Genomic DNA, 15,447 nt, shown 5'->3' on the forward strand with positions numbered 1-15,447 from the left:
GTGACGCCGGTGTAGGTGTTGGTGCCCGTGAGGACGGTGGTGCCCGTGCCAAGTTGTTGGACAGAGCCGCTGCCGGAGATGGCGTTGGCGATCGTCAGCGTACCGGTGCGGTTGAAGGCCAGTTTGGCGTTGTTGACGACCCCGCCGGCGCCGAGAGTGCCGGTGGCGGCGCCTGCGCCGACCTGCAAGGTGCCGGCGGTGATGGTTGTGACGCCGGTGTAGGTGTTGGTGCCCGTGAGGACGGTGGTGCCCGTGCCAAGTTGTTGGACAGAGCCGCTGCCGGAGATGGCGTTGGCGATCGTCAGCGTACCGGTGCGGTTGAAGGCCAGTTTGGCGTTGTTGACGACCCCGCCGGCGCCGAGAGTGCCGGTGGCGGCGCCTGCGCCGACCTGCAAGGTGCCGGCGGTGATGGTTGTGACGCCGGTGTAGGCGTTGGCGCCTGTCAAGGTTTGTGTGCCCGTTCCCTGCTTGGTCAGGCCGCCTGCGCCGCTGATGATGCCGCCAAAGCTTGTCGAGCTGTCGTTTCCGCCGGTCGTGAGCGATTTGCCTGAGACGATGGTGATTTTGCCACCCGTGCCGCCTGCCAGCGAGCCGATGGTGGTGTTGGTGGTGGCGGCGGTGATCTGGGCCGTGCCTTGACTCACGGTCACAGCAGTGGTGGTGCCAGGTGCACCATTGGTCCAGTTGCCTGGCGTAGCCCAGGCGCTGGCCGTCGTCTTGTTCCACGTAGTTTGCGCAAAACCCAGGCTTGGCACAGACCCGATCAACAGCAGGGCCGCGCCCGCCAGGACCGCGCTGCCGCCGCCACTGCGTTTGCCGCGGCCCCGGGTGGCCTCAGAAACGGCGACCCAGGCGCCAAGTGCGGAGTTCCAGAGGCTGCGGTGTGAGATGTTCATAAGGGTATGGGGTGTGAAAGCCGAAGAAGCCGGCGCGGCCTGAGGTCGCAACAGGGAATAGGTCCGGCATTGTGTAACTAAACGTGACACATTTGTGCGGTTTTGTTCCTGAAAAGGCCTCAATTGGTCTAAATAGACCATGTGAAAGCGGTAATTTGTTACGATTTGACACTTTTTTGGCGCCCACTGCGTGGCCCGCTCGGTGACGCGCCAGGGGCTGGTGCAGGTGGCCCCAGCGCCGCACTCAGGCGGCGGGGTGGTGGGGTGTGAGGGTGAATTTGCTATTGAATTAATAGCTGCTTGCGACCGTGTGATATGGGTTGGAGGCCGATTTTTCTTGAAAATCGGCTTCCATAGCCCTTTTGAGGGCTTGCCAGCGTGCGCGCAAGCTCACCCAGCGCCGCCAGCTTGTCTCTGGCTGGACGGCTTGGCCGAGCCCTGGAATGTGTCGCGCGAGGCCGTGGTTAACTTGCGCGCGCGGCTGGAGGCGCTGGCCTTGGGGGAAAGGGCATCGTCCTGAAAGCTTGATTTGCTATCAAACAAGTAGCTGCTTGCGCCCGCGTGACGGGGGCTGCGGCTACGATTTATATAAATTCCGGGTTGGCACCGGAAAACGCATGTTTGGCCGCCCGCATGACGGCCTGGCGCAGCCACATGTGGGCGCTGCGCTGCTCGGAGCGCCGGTGCCAGAGCGCATCCACATGCACCGGCGACACATCAAAAGGCAGGGAGCGGCGCACCAGTTGATCGGCGATGCCGGTGACGCTGATGAAGTTGCGCGGCAGCACGGTGAGCAGGTTGGAGTTGGCAACCACCCGGCCGGCGGTGAAAAACTGGTTGACGGTGAGCACCACGTGGCGTTTGCGCCCCAGCGAGGCCAGCGACTCGTCGATAAACCCATAAGGCCGGCCGGAAAAACTCACCAGCATGTGGCGTGCGGCGCAATACCGGTTGAGCGTGAGCGGGCCGCTGGCCAGCGGATGGTCTTTGCGCATCACACAGACGTATTCGCCGTCATACAGCCGGTGAAACAAAAAGGGCATGGGCTCGCCGCTTTGGGCGTGGGCCGTCAGGTCGGCCAGCACCGAGGGGAAATAACCGACGGCCAGATCGCAGCTTTCTTCGTCCAGCAGGCGCCGCGGGTCACGGGTGGTGAGCGGAACCACACGTATCGAGACGCCGGGCGCTTCATGTTCGAGGATTTCGGCCAGGCCCGGGATCAGTGTCGCCGCCGTGGCGTCGGCCATGGCCAGCACAAAGGTGGAGCTTGCGCTGGCGGGCACAAAGGCGTTGGGCACCAGCGATTCCTGCAGTTGCTGCAGGGCTTCGCGCACGGCCGGCCAGATCGCGAGGGCGCGCGGTGTGGGTGCCATGCCCTGGCCGCTGCGCTGCACCAGCTCGTCGCCCAGGGTTTCACGCAGGCGGCGCAGGGCATTGCTGACGGCCGGCTGGGTCAATGACAGGTTGCGCGCGGCCCGGGTCAGGCTGCGTTCGGCCATGACTTCGTCAAACACGCGCAGCAGGTTCAGGTCCAGGGTGCGGAAGTTGAGCTGTTCCATGAGGTTTCCGTCGGAAGGAATCGTTCAATTATCACTGTTGTGAATGAATTGCATCACAAAGATAAAGTTGAATAACATCAGTAAAAACCCTAATATTCATCTGTGCCCAAACCAATGTCGGTGGTGGCACTCTTTCAGGAGAACCATCATGAGCAGTTTCGTCAACATCAGCTATCCCACCGAACATCCCGCCGTGGCCCGTTTCGAGTCGGCTGTGGACGCAGCTAGCCAGTTCCGCCGCAGCTTTGACAGCAGCAAAGGGCTGGCGACCATGCTCTTGGCCGCCCTCGTGGCCGCCATGATGGTGGTGGCCGACCAGTTGATCGAGAGCTGGGCCGACGGCCACTTGCTGGTGGTCTGGGTCGCTTTCTGGGCGGTGGCATTTGCCGCGCTGGCCTTGTTTGCCGGCACCGCACGTCGTCTGGCCGCACGTGTGATCACGGGTCTGGATGCCTGGTCGAGCAGCGTGGCCCGTGGCCGTGCTGACTTGCGCATGTGGGAAGCGGCCAAAGCCGACCCCCGCATGATGGCTGACCTGCAGGCCGCGATGGCACGCCGTGAAGCTGACACGGAAGTGGCAACGGCACCCCAGGTGGCCGCAGCGGTGGCGGTGTTGCCCATGCTGCCAGTATTGCCGAAGCGCAGCATCCGTTTGGGTGGCGCAGAACTGCGTGCCTACCAGCGCAACTACATCTAAGCGCTGACACCGGCCGCCCCTGCGGCGGCCATAAAAAAAGCCACCGGATCGGTGGCTTTTTTGCGTCTGGACGATTTGACTAAGACGCATCAGGCAAGGCGCAGTTCATGCGCCCTGCCGCAACTGCGGCAGGGTCCTGGGGCCGGTCAGGCTGCCAGGCGGCGCTCAATCGCAGCTTTGGTCTCCTCCAGCTCTTTCGGCAGATGGTATTCGAGTTGCTTGAACAGTTCGGCGTGTAATTCCAGCTCCTTGAGCCAGGCGGCTTTGTCGATGCTGGTCACGCTGTCGAACTGCTGGGCGCTGAAGTCCAGGCCCTTCCAGTTGATGTCTTCGTAACGCGGGCTGACGCCGGTGATGTGTTCCACGCCCTGGCCGCTGCCTTCGACACGGTCAATCATCCACTTCAGCACACGCATGTTTTCGCCGTAGCCGGGCCAGACAAACTTGCCGTCTTCGCCCTTGCGGAACCAGTTGGCGGTGAAAATTTTCGGCAGCTTCGCGCCTGTGGCTTCCAGCCGTTTGCCCATATTGAGCCAATGCTGGAAGTAGTCCGACATGTTGTAGCCGGCGAAGGCAATCATGGCGAAGGGGTCGCGGCGCACCACGCCGACCTGGCCGGTGATGGCGGCCGTGGTCTCGGAGCCCATGGTCGCGGCCATGTACACGCCTTCGACCCAGTCGCGGCTTTCGGTGATCAGCGGCACGGTGTTGGAACGGCGGCCGCCGAAGATGAAGGCGTCGATGGGCACGCCGGCAGGATCATCCCAGGCCGGGTCCAGCGCCGGGTTATTGGTGGCGGCGACGGTGAAACGCGAGTTGGGATGGGCGGCCTTGGCGCCGGTTTCCTTGGCGATTTGGGGTGTCCAGTCCTTGCCCTGCCAGTCGATCAGGTGCGCTGGCATGGGGCCGTCTTTTTCCATGCCTTCCCACCAGACGTCGCCGTCATCGGTCAGGCCGACGTTGGTGAAAATCACGTCACGGTCCAGGCTGCGCAGGCAGTTCGGGTTGGTCAGCATGTTGGTGCCCGGGGCCACGCCAAAGTAGCCGGCTTCCGGGTTGATGGCGTACAGACGGCCGTCCTGGCCGGGTTTGATCCAGGCGATGTCGTCGCCGATGGTGGTGACCTTCCAGCCCTCGAAGCCTGCCGGTGGCACCAACATCGAGAAGTTGGTCTTGCCGCAGGCGGAAGGGAAAGCCGCCGCCACGTGGTATTTTTTGCCCTCAGGCGAGGTCACGCCCAGGATCAGCATGTGTTCGGCCAGCCAGCCCTCGTCGCGGCCCATGTTGGAGGCGATACGCAGCGCAAAACATTTCTTGCCCAGCAGCGCATTGCCGCCGTAGCCGGAACCATAAGACCAGATCTCGCGCGTCTCGGGGTAATGCACGATGTATTTGGTCTTGTTGCAAGGCCATTTCACATCTTTCTGGCCTTCGGTCAGCGGCGCGCCCACGGTATGGACGCAGGGCACAAACTCGCCATCAGTGCCGAGCACGTCAAACACGGCCTTGCCCATACGCGTCATGATCTTCATGTTGACGCCCACATACGGGCTGTCCGAGAGTTCGATGCCGATGTGGGCAATCGGCGAACCGAGCGGGCCCATGGAGAAAGGCACCACATACATGGTGCGGCCCTTCATGCAGCCGTCAAACAACGGCTGCAGCGTGGCACGCATCTCGGCGGGCGCCATCCAGTTGTTGGTCGGGCCGGCGTCTGCCTGTTGGGCCGAGCAGATGAAGGTACGGTCTTCGACGCGGGCCACGTCGGTCGGGTCGGAGCAGGCCAGAAAGCTGTTCGGGCGTTTGGTTTCGTTGAGTTTTTTGAAGGTGCCGGCGTCGACCAGTTGCTGGCACAGGCGCTGGTATTCGGCGTCGCTGCCGTCGCACCAGTAAACAGTGTCGGGTTTGCACAAGGCCACCATGTCGGCGACCCAACTGATCAGTTTGGCGTGTTTGACATAGCTGGGCGTATTCAGGTTAAGCCCTTGCATGGCGGGGTGGTTCATCGAAAGCTCCAAAGTTAAAAAACGTTATTTCAGCAAGCGTCGGATGGGGACATCGAGACGTTTGTCGAAATGGCGCTTCAGCGGCTTCAAAATCTGGCCAGCAAAGCCGTTAAGCAGATACGGCCTGCCATCACACTGATCGCGGTCGGCGAGTGGGGTGGCAGCCAGAGGGGCTGTGACACCCCGCCAAAAAAGCAGCGAATCACTTACTTTTTAGGCGCCACGGGTCGACCAGAAAATTCATTTTAAGAACATCAGGGGGAGTTGCTTGGCGGTTACGGGTAAAACATATGCAAAACTTGCATGGGGTTATGCATAAACTTTGCTGCGGTTCTGGCAGTGATGACAATCCGGGTGGGAATGCGCCAGCCGGGGTGTTTTCGCCATGCTGTCGCGTCCGGCCGCGTGCGCGTGCCGGTTTTGCGGCCTGAGCAAACCCGCAAGGGGTGCCGCTTCAGTCGGGGCAGCAGAGCCGGCTGTGGATCAGGAGGTTTGTGCTTGAGAATGGGCGTTACACAGCAACAGCGTTTTTTCAACAATCTCTTGCACGGAAGCGTCGTTGACATCCGCCGAGTTCGAACGAACACAGGCGATGCCCGGCCGCGGGTGGAGCCGCCATTCCGGTTCGATGGCGACGCTGAACAGACCCAGCACGGGTGTGGCGGTGGTCGCCGCCAGGTGCATCAGGCCGCCGTCGGTGCAAATCGCCACTCGCGCGACGGCCAGCAGGTCATGGCTTTGCGCCAGCGAACATTTGCCCACGTAGTTATGTATCCGCGCCGAAGTGCCAAATGTCTGCTCTATGCGCTGCGCATCGGCGATGCCGTTGTCACTGCCGACAAGAAGAAATTCATGGATGCCATGACGCATCAAGGCTGCCATCACCTGAGGCCAGGCGTTGTAGGTGCGCAAGGGATCCACGCCGCCTATCGACAGTGCAACCGCCGTCGCCAGGTGCGCGGTTGCCTGCTCAAAGCCGGCAGGCGCCAGGCGCGGCTTGAGCTTCTGGCGGGCGTGTTCGGTAAATTCGGCCGGGCTGAGTTCCAGCCCCAACAAGTCGGCAAGGCGCTGGGTGGCGTAACCCGAGCGATCGAAATTTGGCCCCGTGAAGTTTTCCAGGATGGATACCCAGGGCAGTTTTTTGAAAGACTTGCTTTTGGGCTGGAGCGAGCGCCGCTTGTGGCTCAAGATCATCACAAAATCGTAGGGCACCGCGGCCAGCACGGCGGCGTCATCGGTCACGCTTGAAAACCAAGGGTCGTCCTGAAACAAACGGGCCAGGTGCGGATCGGTCAACAAGTCCATGCGAAAGCCCTGCGCTTGAAGCAGTGATCGCGGGGCGAGGTCCATCAAGGCATCGCCCACCTGGCCTTCGCCGGCGTAGAGCCACAGCCCTCTTTTTCCGATATTTTCCAGTGAATGGATCTTGACGTTGGCCTGACCCGAAGCCATGAACACCAGACTTCGTCGCCAGGCCCGCCACCCGACCTTTCGATGGCCGGCCTCGGCAATGTATTCCTGCGGGGAGGCGATGCTGACAGGCTTTTTCAACTGCGGCGTGGTTGTTGCCAGGGCCAGTTGCTTCAAGCGGCCATCCAGCGCGGAGCTGAGCTTTTTGAGCATGCGCTTAAGCACCCTCTGGGGTCTCAACAGATCGCAGCTTGGCTGCGTGCATTACGGAGATGTCCGGGCTACGGCATGCCACGCGGTTCGTATTGAGCCAATCATGAATGATGCAGGCATCAACAAAAAAGAAGAGCCATTCAAGCGGCACATGAATGGCCATCAGGCAAGGGCTTGTGATGACCGCCGAGGTTTAATTTCGGCAACAAAGGCAGCTACCGAAGATCCGGGGGAGTATTAGCCTTGGCGCTTCAAGCCATGTAGACAGCGATGAAGGCCAGCAGAAACATCAGGACGCCACCAGCCAGAGGCAATACCAGGGGCATCAGCGGCACGATGGCTTCAACGGCGTCCTGCTCCTGGTCCTGGAGAGGGTTGCTGTGCGCGGCGGGGGTAGCATGGTGGGAGCTGGACATGGTGATGATTCCTGGAAACTGGGACAACTGATCTATTTTACCTTTTTGAGCCGGTGAATCACAAACTGGCCCGCGCGCCACTAATATCTTGCTGTGATGGTCCGGCATCGAGCCGGACAACATGTGTTTTGGAGTTCGAGATGTCTCTTTTTGCCAAACGGGGTTTTGTCGCGGTGTCGGTCTTGCTGCTGGGTGGCTTGACGGGTTGTGCCAGCACCGGGGCCAATAGCCCATCCGCCCGGCCGGTGTTGTACCCCAATACGACCTTGAATCGCGTGGGTGATGCCCAGGGCCGTGCCGAGGCGGATGCTTGCATGGCCAGGGCCGTGTCTGCCGGTCTGACCCCCGACGAGAAAACCAATGCCGTTGCTCGCGGCGCCGGGGCGGGTGCCGCCACCGGCGCGGTGGCGTCTGCCGTGGGCGCATTGATCACCGGCCGGGGCAGTGAAGGTGTCCTGCGTGCCGGGGTCGGGGGGGCTGCCGTGGGCGGCTCGGCCGGCGCGGTTCAGGGCGCTTTCCGCAACGACCGGCCCAGCGGCACCTACCGCAACTTTGTGCAGCGCTGCCTTGGCGAAAAAGGCTTTGACGTGATTGGCTGGAACTAGGCGCCTGTAGGCGCGGGTTGCGGCCTGATCGGCTCATGGGCTGCGACGGCTGGTGGGCGGGTGTGCCAGCCCAGCGCCAGCATCAATCCCAAGGACACGCAGAAGAAATCACCAATGGTCGCGTCAAACAGGCTGGAGTTAAACAGGCAGACGAGGGCCATCGCCGCCAGGACGGACTGGGTGGCTCTGGCCATGGGTGTGTTCATGCGCAAGGTATCACGATAGACCGCCAACAAGATATTCAACAACAACAAGATGCCGATCACCCCGGCCTCGACGCCCCAGAGCAGGTATTCTTGGTGAGGATTGCGTACATTTTGAGAGTCCGCTGAGCTTTTGCCCTGGTCCAGTCGCCGGTACTCGGCGTTCCAGCTGCCCACGCCCGATCCGACGATGGGATGTTGCGCCATCGATTCCAGAGAGCGAGACCAGTAGTTCAGTCGTTCGCCAGAGGATGAGTTGATTTTCCCTGCCGTGGCGTAAGAGTTAATCTCTTGACCCACGGCCATCATCCGGTCGCGCACCAGGGTTGAGCCCAGCATGACGGCCAACAACACGACAAAGGGGACGGCGCCAGCCAGCAAGCGGTAGGACTTGGGCAACGCCCACATGATGGCCAGCGAGATCAGGGCGATCAACACCACATGACCGCTCCGACCGTTCATGACAAAAAGAACGTTGGCCAGGGCTAGCGCTATCACCGCCAAAACGAGCGTGCGCCCCCAACGCCCGGGCGCCAGATGCCTCAGGTGCCAGCACAGGGCCGCTGTGACACTGCTCATGATGGACTGGTCCAGGTAACTGGAAAAAACCGCGTTATGCGCCAATGCCATGCGCGAGGTGGCCCAAGGCACGGGGACGCCCAGCACCAATAGCCATGAACTGAGCAGCAGAAACACCTGGGCAGCCATGAAAGACAGGAAGGCCAGCTTGGCATCGCGTTCACTGCGTATCAACCACAGAAGCACCGGGATCACCAGCAGTTTGGCGTGTTTGGTCCAGGCCTCCAGCGCTTGCGGCCATGGCGCGTCTGACCAGGTGATGCTCAAGGCCAGGCAGGCCAGCGCGAGCAAAATCGCCATCGGGGTGCGCAGGGTTCTCAAGTGGGCGGCGGGCACCGGCTGACGACTCACCCAGAGCAGCGCAACCAAGGCAAACAGCAGCAGGGCCGCCTTCGAGAGGCTGATGAGGGCCATGGACAAACCGACCGAAGCCGCAACCAGGCAAACGAGGATCAGGCGAAAATTAACGGCAATAGGGGGCATAAGAGCGGAAGAGGCCGTGAAATGAGCAGGCCTGCATTATCGTGGAGCCATTGACGGGACTGCGTGAAACCCTTGAAACGCATCGTCGTCCAGGGAGAGTAGGAGAAAAGGCCCGCCCAAAGGGCTTAAGCAAAGGGCAAGAAGGCTGTTGTGGCGAGTGTTTTTTAGCAGCGCGTTACAACAGCGCATAGGTCGTCGTGGAACGGCTTACGCTTTTGCCATCATCGGCACCGCGAATGTCGATTTCGCCAAAAGCCAGTGATTTACCGGCGCGTAACACGCGCGCTTCGATCAGTGCGTCCTGACTGGACAGGGGTTTTAAAAAGCTGCTGTTCATCTGCACCGTGGTGCAAGGCCTGAACTCGCCAAAATGGTTGATCAGCGCCAGCACCATGGCGGTGTCTGCCGCGGCCATCATGGCCTGTCCGCACAACATGCCGCCCACCCGCGAGAGCGCTGTATTTTTCGGCAGGCGCAGCGTGACGCTGTGTTCGTCCCGAGACTCGACGATCAGTCCCAGCGCCTGCACCCAGGGCGCAACATAGTCCGCTAGGGCCGCTTGCAATAGCGCTTGGGTCACAGTTGTTCCTCGGCTTCAAACCCAGCGGTTTTCAGAACCGCCAGGACCTGGGCGATATGGTCGCGCCCGCGGGTCTGGATCACCAGTTCAATGTCCACGTTTTGCGCCGACAACATGGTGAAGGCCCGCTGATGGTGCACTTCATCGATGTTGGCGCCGGCGTCGGCCACGGTGGCAGTGATTTTGGCCAGCGAACCCGGCACGTCGCGCGCGCTGACGCGGATGCGGGCCAGCCGTCCGGCGCGCACCATGCCGCGTTCGATGATGGCCGCCAGCAGCAGCGGGTCGATGTTGCCGCCGCACAGCACCAGGCCGACTTTTTTGCCTTTGAAACGCGCCGGGTATTTGAGCAGCGCGGCCAGGCCTGCCGCGCCTGCGCCTTCAACCAGGGTTTTTTCAATTTCGAGCAACATCACCATGGCCTGTTCGATGTCACCCTCGTCGACCAGCACCAGGTCGTCGACCAGGCGCGCGATGATGGCTTGCGGGATCACGCCGGGGCTGCCGACGGCAATCCCCTCGGCAATCGTGCTGCTGCCTTGCGGGTAATGCGTGCCCTTGATGGCATTGACCATGGCCGGAAAACGCGAGGTTTGCACGCCAATGATCTCGATGCCCGGTTTCATGGCTTTGGCCGCGGTGGCCATGCCGGCGATCAGGCCGCCGCCGCCTATCGCCACGACCAGGGTGTCGAGTTCGGGCACGGCGCGCAACATTTCCAGACCTACCGTGCCCTGGCCGGCAACGATGGCTTCGTCGTCATAGGGATGGACAAACACCAGGCCTTCGCGTTCTGCCAGCGCCAAGGCATGGCTGCGTGATTCTTCCAGTGTGTCGCCATGTAACACCACCTCGGCGCCAAAACCGCGGGTGCGATCGACTTTCACGCCGGGGGTAAAACGCGGCATCACAATCACCGCGCGCAAACCGAGGCGCTGCGCGTGGTAAGCCACGCCCTGGGCATGGTTGCCGGCGCTCATGGCAATCACGCCGCGGCGCTGTTCTTGGTCCGAGAGCTGCACCAGTTTGTTACAGGCGCCGCGCTCCTTGAACGAGGCCGTGTATTGCAGGTTTTCAAACTTCAAGAAAATCTCCGCCCCGGTGATCTGGGACAGCGTTTTGGACGCCACACAGGGGGTGTCGAGCAACTGGCCTTGCAAGCGCAGCGCTGCGGCCTCAATATCGGTCAAAGCCAGCATGGGATCTCCTCGGGCGGTGGTGAACAGCGGTGGTCTTGGCGGCACAGGTTTGCCGGCCGACGAGCCGCCTCCAGGGCGGCAAGCGCCCCCTCGGGGGGCAGCGAACAAATGTGAGCGTGGGGGCACATGTTTTCTCTCCAGGGGAGCGCTGATTGTGGCCGGTTTTGTGGCGCAATCCACGGGCGCTTGAAAGCAGCGTCTTCCCTGATGCTTCAAGCTGCGTTATGGTTAGGCTTGTGTGAACTGTGCGCGCAGGCGCAAACCGTTTTCCTTCTACGCCGGAGGTCCTCCATGAGCAAGCGTTTGGGTGCTGACAAGCATGGTCCACTGCTGCTGTCTCCCGGCCTGAAGGACGCGCCGGTGCTGGACCTGATGTGTTCCCATTTTGTGCTGACCCTGGCGGCGCGCCAAGGCGCCAAATTCAATGTGCGGCGCGACCTCAACAGCCTGTTGTCGCTGTCGGGCCGCCACCTGGTCTGGCCGGTGCCCGCGTTTCAGCGCCTGCGTGAATTCCTGGGCCGGCGCTGCAAGGACAACGAGTTCTGGCGCGGCCATGAGGACCTCAGCGACGCCGCCTTCATGAACCGCCACGGCGCCTGGCGCGGGCCGTATGAAGAAGGCACCTTGTTTTTCTACCTGGACGAACATGCCAAGGACCAGCCCAAGGACTTGTTGTCGGTGCTGGGCGCCACCGGCGACTGGTTGACCCATGCGCTGAAAAAACAGTCCACGCTGGTGGAAAAAAACATCGACGCCCTGGCCAATTTGTTGCAGCTCAACCAGGCCGAACGCGCCTTGTTGCTTTACGGCACGCTGGCGCGTTACCAGCGCGACCTGCGCTCCCTGCTGGTCGAGTTCAAGGTCAGCAATGCACCGGAAGCTTATGCGGCGATTGCCGAGGTGGCCGGTGTCAAGGCCAACGAGGTGGCCGAGGCCTTGCGTGCCGGTTCGCGCCTGGAGCGTATCGGCATGGTCGAAAACCTGATCTCCGAACACAACATCACCGATCTGGCCGACCTCATGAAGGTCAGTGAAAAACTGCCGCCGGTGTTGATGCGCGAATACCGTGACCAGAACGAGTTGATGGCGGTTTTCACCCGGCCGGTGGAGCGCAGCACCTTGGGTCTGGCCGATTTTGCTTTTGCCCGGGAAGACGCACAGGTGCTGGTGTCGCTGCTGCGCCATGCGGTGGATGGCAAGGAGCTCGGGGTCAATGTGTTGCTGTACGGACCACCGGGCACGGGTAAAACCGAATTGGCCAAGGTGGTGACGCAGGCCGCCGGACTGGACTTGTTCGAGGTTGAATACGCCGACCGTGACGGCAATTCCCTGAGCGGCCGTGACCGTTATCGCTCCCTGCAGATCGCCCAGGTGTTTCTCAAGGGCAGCGCCCATTCGGTCCTGCTGTTTGACGAGGTGGAAGACGTGTTCCCCAGCATCTCCAGCGAAGCCGCGCAACTGATGGCGCGCTCCGAACAAATGGCGGCGCCCAGTTCAGGCTCGGTCAGCGGCAAGGCCTGGGTCAACCAGATTCTGGAGTCCAACACCGTGCCCACCTTGTGGGTGACCAACCGCATCGAGCAAATCGACCCGGCGTTCCGTCGGCGTTTCGCCTACCACCTGGAGCTCAAGTCGCCGCCGCCCGGTGCGCGCGAGGGCCTGGTGCGCAAAACGCTGGAAGGGGTTGCCGTCAGCGAGCCTTTTGTGGCCAAACTCACAGGGCGCAAAGGCCTGACACCGGCGCAGATTCGCACGGCCGTGCGTTTTGCCAAACTGGCCAGCGAACCCGGGAAGGACACCGATGGTGAAGGCCTGCAGGCCATTCTGTCTGGCGGGAACACGGCCCTGATGGAATCGCTGATCGAGCGCCAGCTCAAAAACGCCGATCTGGCGCTGGGCAACAAGGCGGATGTCTCCGGGCGGCACAGCGTCACCACTTATGACCTGGCCATGTTGAACGTGGAGTCGCGTTTTGACGTGCCGCGTATTGTGCAGGCGCTGAAAGCCCGTGGCCACGGCAGCTTGTGTTTTTACGGCGCCCCCGGCACCGGCAAAACCGCACTCGCCGAACACCTGGCCAAGGCGCTGGAGCGTCCGCTGATCATCAAACAGGCCAGCGACTTGATGAGTAAATACGTGGGCGAAACCGAGCAGAACATGGCGGCGATGTTCAGCGAGGCCGAAACCGAAAAAGCGGTGTTATTGCTGGATGAAGCCGACAGTTTTTTGCAGGACAGGCGTGGCGCGCAGCGCACCTACGAGGTCACCGAGGTCAACGAGATGTTGCAGGGCATGGAACGCTTCGGCGGTATTTTTGTCTGCACCACCAACCTGCTGGAAAGCCTGGACCAGGCGGCGCTGCGGCGCTTCACCTTCAAGATCAAGTTCATGCCGCTGACCACGGCGCAGCGCGAAACCATGTTTGTCACCGAAGCGTTGGCCGGTGAGGCGGCAGCGCTGACCACCGCCCTGCATGATCGGCTGGCCAAACTGGCGCAGCTGTGTCCCGGTGACTTTGCCGCCGTCAAGCGCCAGATCGATATTCTCGCGGTGGCGTTCACGGCCGACGAATTTCTCGGCCAGCTCGAAGCCGAACACCGCATCAAACCCGAGGTGCGCGAGGCCCGGGCCGTGGGCTTTATTCAGTGAAGTCCGGCAGTTGCTATTAAATCAGTAGCTGATTGCGACCGTGTACCGGGGGCTAGAGCCCTGTTTGGTCATGAATCACAGCTGAATCAGGCGAATTGCCTTGCGCGAACCATCGTTCATGTCCTTGACCGCCTGCAGCAGCTGAGCCAGGCAGGCCTGCGGCTCTGTTTTGGCCAGCCGGGCCGGGTCGGGCATGTAACCGATGGCGATGCGAAAAAGCAAGGGGTCGGCGTCGGGCAATTCCCGGGACGGCCGCAAGCCGCTGGCCAGAATTTTGGTGGCCACGTCGTTGACCGAATCACTGGTCATCGGCCCTTCCATCAACAAGGCGAAATGGCTGTCGCCGACCCGAGCCACCGTGTCCGTGGTCTGGGCCACGGCGCGTATGCGCGAGGCGGCCATCACCATGGCGCGGTCGCTGGTCTCGCGCCCGTGTTGGCGTTGCAGCAAGGCCAGGTTGCTCAGGTGGATGATCAGCAGGGCGCAAGGCTGCTGGTAACGTTCGGCCGTGCTCAGGGCCTGGCGCAGCTTGTCGAGCAGCAGCCGTGTTGTTCCCAGCCCGGTCAGCGGGTCTGTGGTCTGCAAGGCTGTGGCCCGGACCTCGGGTTCGCGCTGCTGCGTCACGCGGCGCAACAAGCCGTAAAACAAAATCGGTGCCTCAAGCGCCGAGCCCAGGATCAAGGCGTTTTCCGTCAGAAAGCTGGAGGCCAGCACGCCATAGTTGCGCAACAGCGGGAAAACCGTGGCCACCAGGATGGGCAAAAAGCCCAGCGCAATCCAGCGCGTGTGGTGGTCACCTTCGAACAGCGAGACCCCGATCACCATCAGCAAGACCGCAATACCGGCGCTGACCAGGATGTTGCAGATGGCAAAACCCTCGGCGCTGGGAAATAGCGTGTCAAAAATGCCGATCAGCGGCAGCAGCCAAATCAGGGCCAGCATGAACCAGTCCAGCGCCCGTGAAAAACGTTTGGGCGTGGTGATGACGCGTACGAACCACATAGCGGCGGCGGCGGCGAGCAGGGGCAGCAGAAAAGTGGCTGCGTTGTTCAGCACCGGCCATTCGGGCCACCAGTACAGGCCGGCCACGCCGGTGAGCGCCCCTAGCGCCCCGGCAAAGGTGGCCAGGTAAACGGCATAAGAGGCAAAGCCCCAGTCCCGGTAAGCGATCGCGTTGAGCAGGGCCAGCAAGGTCACGAGAACGGCCAGCCCGAAGTAGGCGCCCAGCAGAATATGGTCGAGCTGGCGGGCTGTGGTCAGTTCGGTGTCGCCGATCGCACGCGGCATGACCGAGAATGGCACACGTGCGTGTTCGATACGCACGTAATAACGAACCACCTGGTCCTGCACCGGGCTGAGCGACAGCGCCGGGTAACGGCCGGGCTGCGGCCAGGCACTCATGGGCAAGCTGTCCCCGGCCTGCTGCACCACCCATTGGCCCAGGGGGTTGCGGTAATACAGCGCGATTTTGTCCACCCCGGTCATGGGCAGTTCGAGTTTCCAGTGAAAACGCGGGTCGCGCACAATCGCGTCGAAGCGCAGCCAGAGCGCCGCGTTGTCCAGCACTTGTGGCTGGCCGACTTGCACGGGGGCAAAAGGCAGGGCGCCGGCCTCGACCTTGTCAACAGAGCTTTGGCCTTGCGGGTCCAGCCAGAACTCCAGCGCGGTGCTCATGCGGATCGGGCCGCTGCGCTCGCCCAGGTTCAGCAACTCGGCCGCGCCGGCGGGGCTGACCAGCAGCGCCATCTGCAGAAAAAGCAGGCTCAGCCATGCCCGCGTCAAAGCGCTCAGTCTCCCTCCGGCGCTGATATTTTTTGGGGTTCTCACGAGGGCGTATTGTGCCGCAGCTGCCCTCGAAAGCGGCGTGAGAGCAGCGGGGGAATGAGGCCGGTGCTTGGCCGAACAGCTGCGATTTTCATAGCCGCTGACGTCCAAGCTGCCCGGGATCAGGC

13 protein-coding genes are annotated in these 15,447 nt (G+C 61.9%); 4 read left to right on the forward strand and 9 right to left on the reverse strand.

Going from position 1 to position 15,447, the window contains the following annotated elements; genetic code table 11:
* On the reverse strand, positions 1-896 hold an 896-nt coding region (locus tag R6254_RS02280), incomplete at its 3' end, for an autotransporter-associated beta strand repeat-containing protein (RefSeq protein WP_318404078.1).
* A 584-nt stretch (positions 897-1,480) separates the two neighbouring features.
* Positions 1,481-2,455 carry a LysR family transcriptional regulator gene (locus R6254_RS02285; RefSeq protein ID WP_318404079.1) on the reverse strand — a complete coding sequence of 325 codons (975 nt, stop codon included), beginning with the start codon at positions 2,453-2,455 and terminating at the stop codon, positions 1,481-1,483.
* 148 nt (positions 2,456-2,603) lie between these two features.
* Between R6254_RS02285 and R6254_RS02290 the strand changes: the two genes are divergently transcribed.
* Positions 2,604-3,152, forward strand: a complete 549-nt coding sequence (locus R6254_RS02290; protein WP_318404080.1) for a hypothetical protein — start codon at positions 2,604-2,606, stop codon at positions 3,150-3,152.
* Between the two features lie 146 nt (positions 3,153-3,298).
* On the opposite strand, the gene R6254_RS02295 is transcribed toward R6254_RS02290, so the two are convergent.
* Both R6254_RS02295 and R6254_RS02300 read right to left on the reverse strand, forming a co-directional pair.
* Positions 3,299-5,158 carry a phosphoenolpyruvate carboxykinase (GTP) gene (locus R6254_RS02295; protein ID WP_318404081.1) on the reverse strand — a complete coding sequence of 620 codons (1,860 nt, stop codon included), beginning with the start codon at positions 5,156-5,158 and terminating at the stop codon, positions 3,299-3,301.
* Positions 5,159-5,641: 483 nt separating this feature from the next.
* Positions 5,642-6,781 carry a glycosyltransferase family 9 protein gene (locus R6254_RS02300; RefSeq protein ID WP_318404083.1) on the reverse strand — a complete coding sequence of 380 codons (1,140 nt, stop codon included), beginning with the start codon at positions 6,779-6,781 and terminating at the stop codon, positions 5,642-5,644.
* Positions 6,782-6,884: 103 nt separating this feature from the next.
* Between R6254_RS02300 and R6254_RS02305 the strand changes: the two genes are divergently transcribed.
* On the forward strand, positions 6,885-7,022 hold the full coding sequence (locus tag R6254_RS02305; protein WP_318404084.1) for a hypothetical protein: 138 nt from the start codon (positions 6,885-6,887) through the stop codon (positions 7,020-7,022).
* A 10-nt stretch (positions 7,023-7,032) separates the two neighbouring features.
* Here R6254_RS02305 and R6254_RS02310 read toward each other — a convergent pair whose 3' ends face one another.
* Positions 7,033-7,197, reverse strand: a complete 165-nt coding sequence (locus tag R6254_RS02310; protein ID WP_318404086.1) for a hypothetical protein — start codon at positions 7,195-7,197, stop codon at positions 7,033-7,035.
* Between the two features lie 140 nt (positions 7,198-7,337).
* Here R6254_RS02310 and R6254_RS02315 point away from each other — a divergent pair, with 140 nt between their 5' ends.
* On the forward strand, positions 7,338-7,802 hold the full coding sequence (locus R6254_RS02315; protein WP_318404087.1) for a glycine zipper family protein: 465 nt from the start codon (positions 7,338-7,340) through the stop codon (positions 7,800-7,802).
* Here the strand turns inward: R6254_RS02315 and R6254_RS02320 are convergent.
* The 3 genes from R6254_RS02320 to R6254_RS02330 all read right to left on the reverse strand — a co-directional run bounded on the left by R6254_RS02320 (position 7,799) and on the right by R6254_RS02330 (position 10,846).
* Positions 7,799-9,067: an O-antigen ligase family protein gene (locus R6254_RS02320; protein WP_318404089.1), complete on the reverse strand. Its 1,269-nt coding sequence runs from the start codon at positions 9,065-9,067 to the stop codon at positions 7,799-7,801. The genes R6254_RS02315 and R6254_RS02320 overlap by 4 nt on opposite strands.
* A gap of 175 nt (positions 9,068-9,242) precedes the next feature.
* Entirely contained in the window at positions 9,243-9,647 is a 405-nt protein-coding gene (locus R6254_RS02325) for a PaaI family thioesterase (protein ID WP_318404090.1), read from the reverse strand.
* On the reverse strand, positions 9,644-10,846 hold the full coding sequence (locus R6254_RS02330) for a threonine ammonia-lyase (protein WP_318404091.1): 1,203 nt from the start codon (positions 10,844-10,846) through the stop codon (positions 9,644-9,646). Before R6254_RS02330 ends, R6254_RS02325 begins: the two co-directional genes overlap by 4 nt.
* Positions 10,847-11,137: 291 nt before the next feature.
* Here R6254_RS02330 and R6254_RS02335 point away from each other — a divergent pair, with 291 nt between their 5' ends.
* The gene (locus R6254_RS02335; protein WP_318404093.1) at positions 11,138-13,495 is read left to right on the forward strand and encodes an ATP-binding protein; all 2,358 of its coding nucleotides are present in this window, start codon (positions 11,138-11,140) and stop codon (positions 13,493-13,495) included.
* A 75-nt stretch (positions 13,496-13,570) separates the two neighbouring features.
* On the opposite strand, the gene R6254_RS02340 is transcribed toward R6254_RS02335, so the two are convergent.
* Complete coding sequence (locus tag R6254_RS02340; protein WP_318404094.1) at positions 13,571-15,277, reverse strand: 7TM diverse intracellular signaling domain-containing protein; 1,707 nt, start codon at positions 15,275-15,277, stop codon at positions 13,571-13,573.
* Between the last annotated feature and the right edge of the window lie 170 nt (positions 15,278-15,447).

The organism is Polaromonas potterensis (assembly GCF_033446725.1).
Taxonomy (GTDB): Bacteria; Pseudomonadota; Gammaproteobacteria; order Burkholderiales; family Burkholderiaceae_C; genus Polaromonas.

Excerpts from the sequence above, each read along its gene's own strand:
- R6254_RS02285 (WP_318404079.1), bottom strand. The coding sequence starts at position 2,455 with ATGGAACAGCTCAACTTCCGCACCCTGGACCTGAACCTGCTGCGCGTG.
- R6254_RS02290 (WP_318404080.1), top strand. The coding sequence starts at position 2,604 with ATGAGCAGTTTCGTCAACATCAGCTATCCCACCGAACATCCCGCCGTG.
- R6254_RS02295 (WP_318404081.1), bottom strand. The coding sequence starts at position 5,158 with ATGAACCACCCCGCCATGCAAGGGCTTAACCTGAATACGCCCAGCTAT.
- R6254_RS02300 (WP_318404083.1), bottom strand. The coding sequence starts at position 6,781 with ATGCTCAAAAAGCTCAGCTCCGCGCTGGATGGCCGCTTGAAGCAACTG.
- R6254_RS02305 (WP_318404084.1), top strand. The coding sequence starts at position 6,885 with ATGAATGATGCAGGCATCAACAAAAAAGAAGAGCCATTCAAGCGGCAC.
- R6254_RS02310 (WP_318404086.1), bottom strand. The coding sequence starts at position 7,197 with ATGTCCAGCTCCCACCATGCTACCCCCGCCGCGCACAGCAACCCTCTC.
- R6254_RS02315 (WP_318404087.1), top strand. The coding sequence starts at position 7,338 with ATGTCTCTTTTTGCCAAACGGGGTTTTGTCGCGGTGTCGGTCTTGCTG.
- R6254_RS02320 (WP_318404089.1), bottom strand. The coding sequence starts at position 9,067 with ATGCCCCCTATTGCCGTTAATTTTCGCCTGATCCTCGTTTGCCTGGTT.
- R6254_RS02330 (WP_318404091.1), bottom strand. The coding sequence starts at position 10,846 with ATGCTGGCTTTGACCGATATTGAGGCCGCAGCGCTGCGCTTGCAAGGC.
- R6254_RS02335 (WP_318404093.1), top strand. The coding sequence starts at position 11,138 with ATGAGCAAGCGTTTGGGTGCTGACAAGCATGGTCCACTGCTGCTGTCT.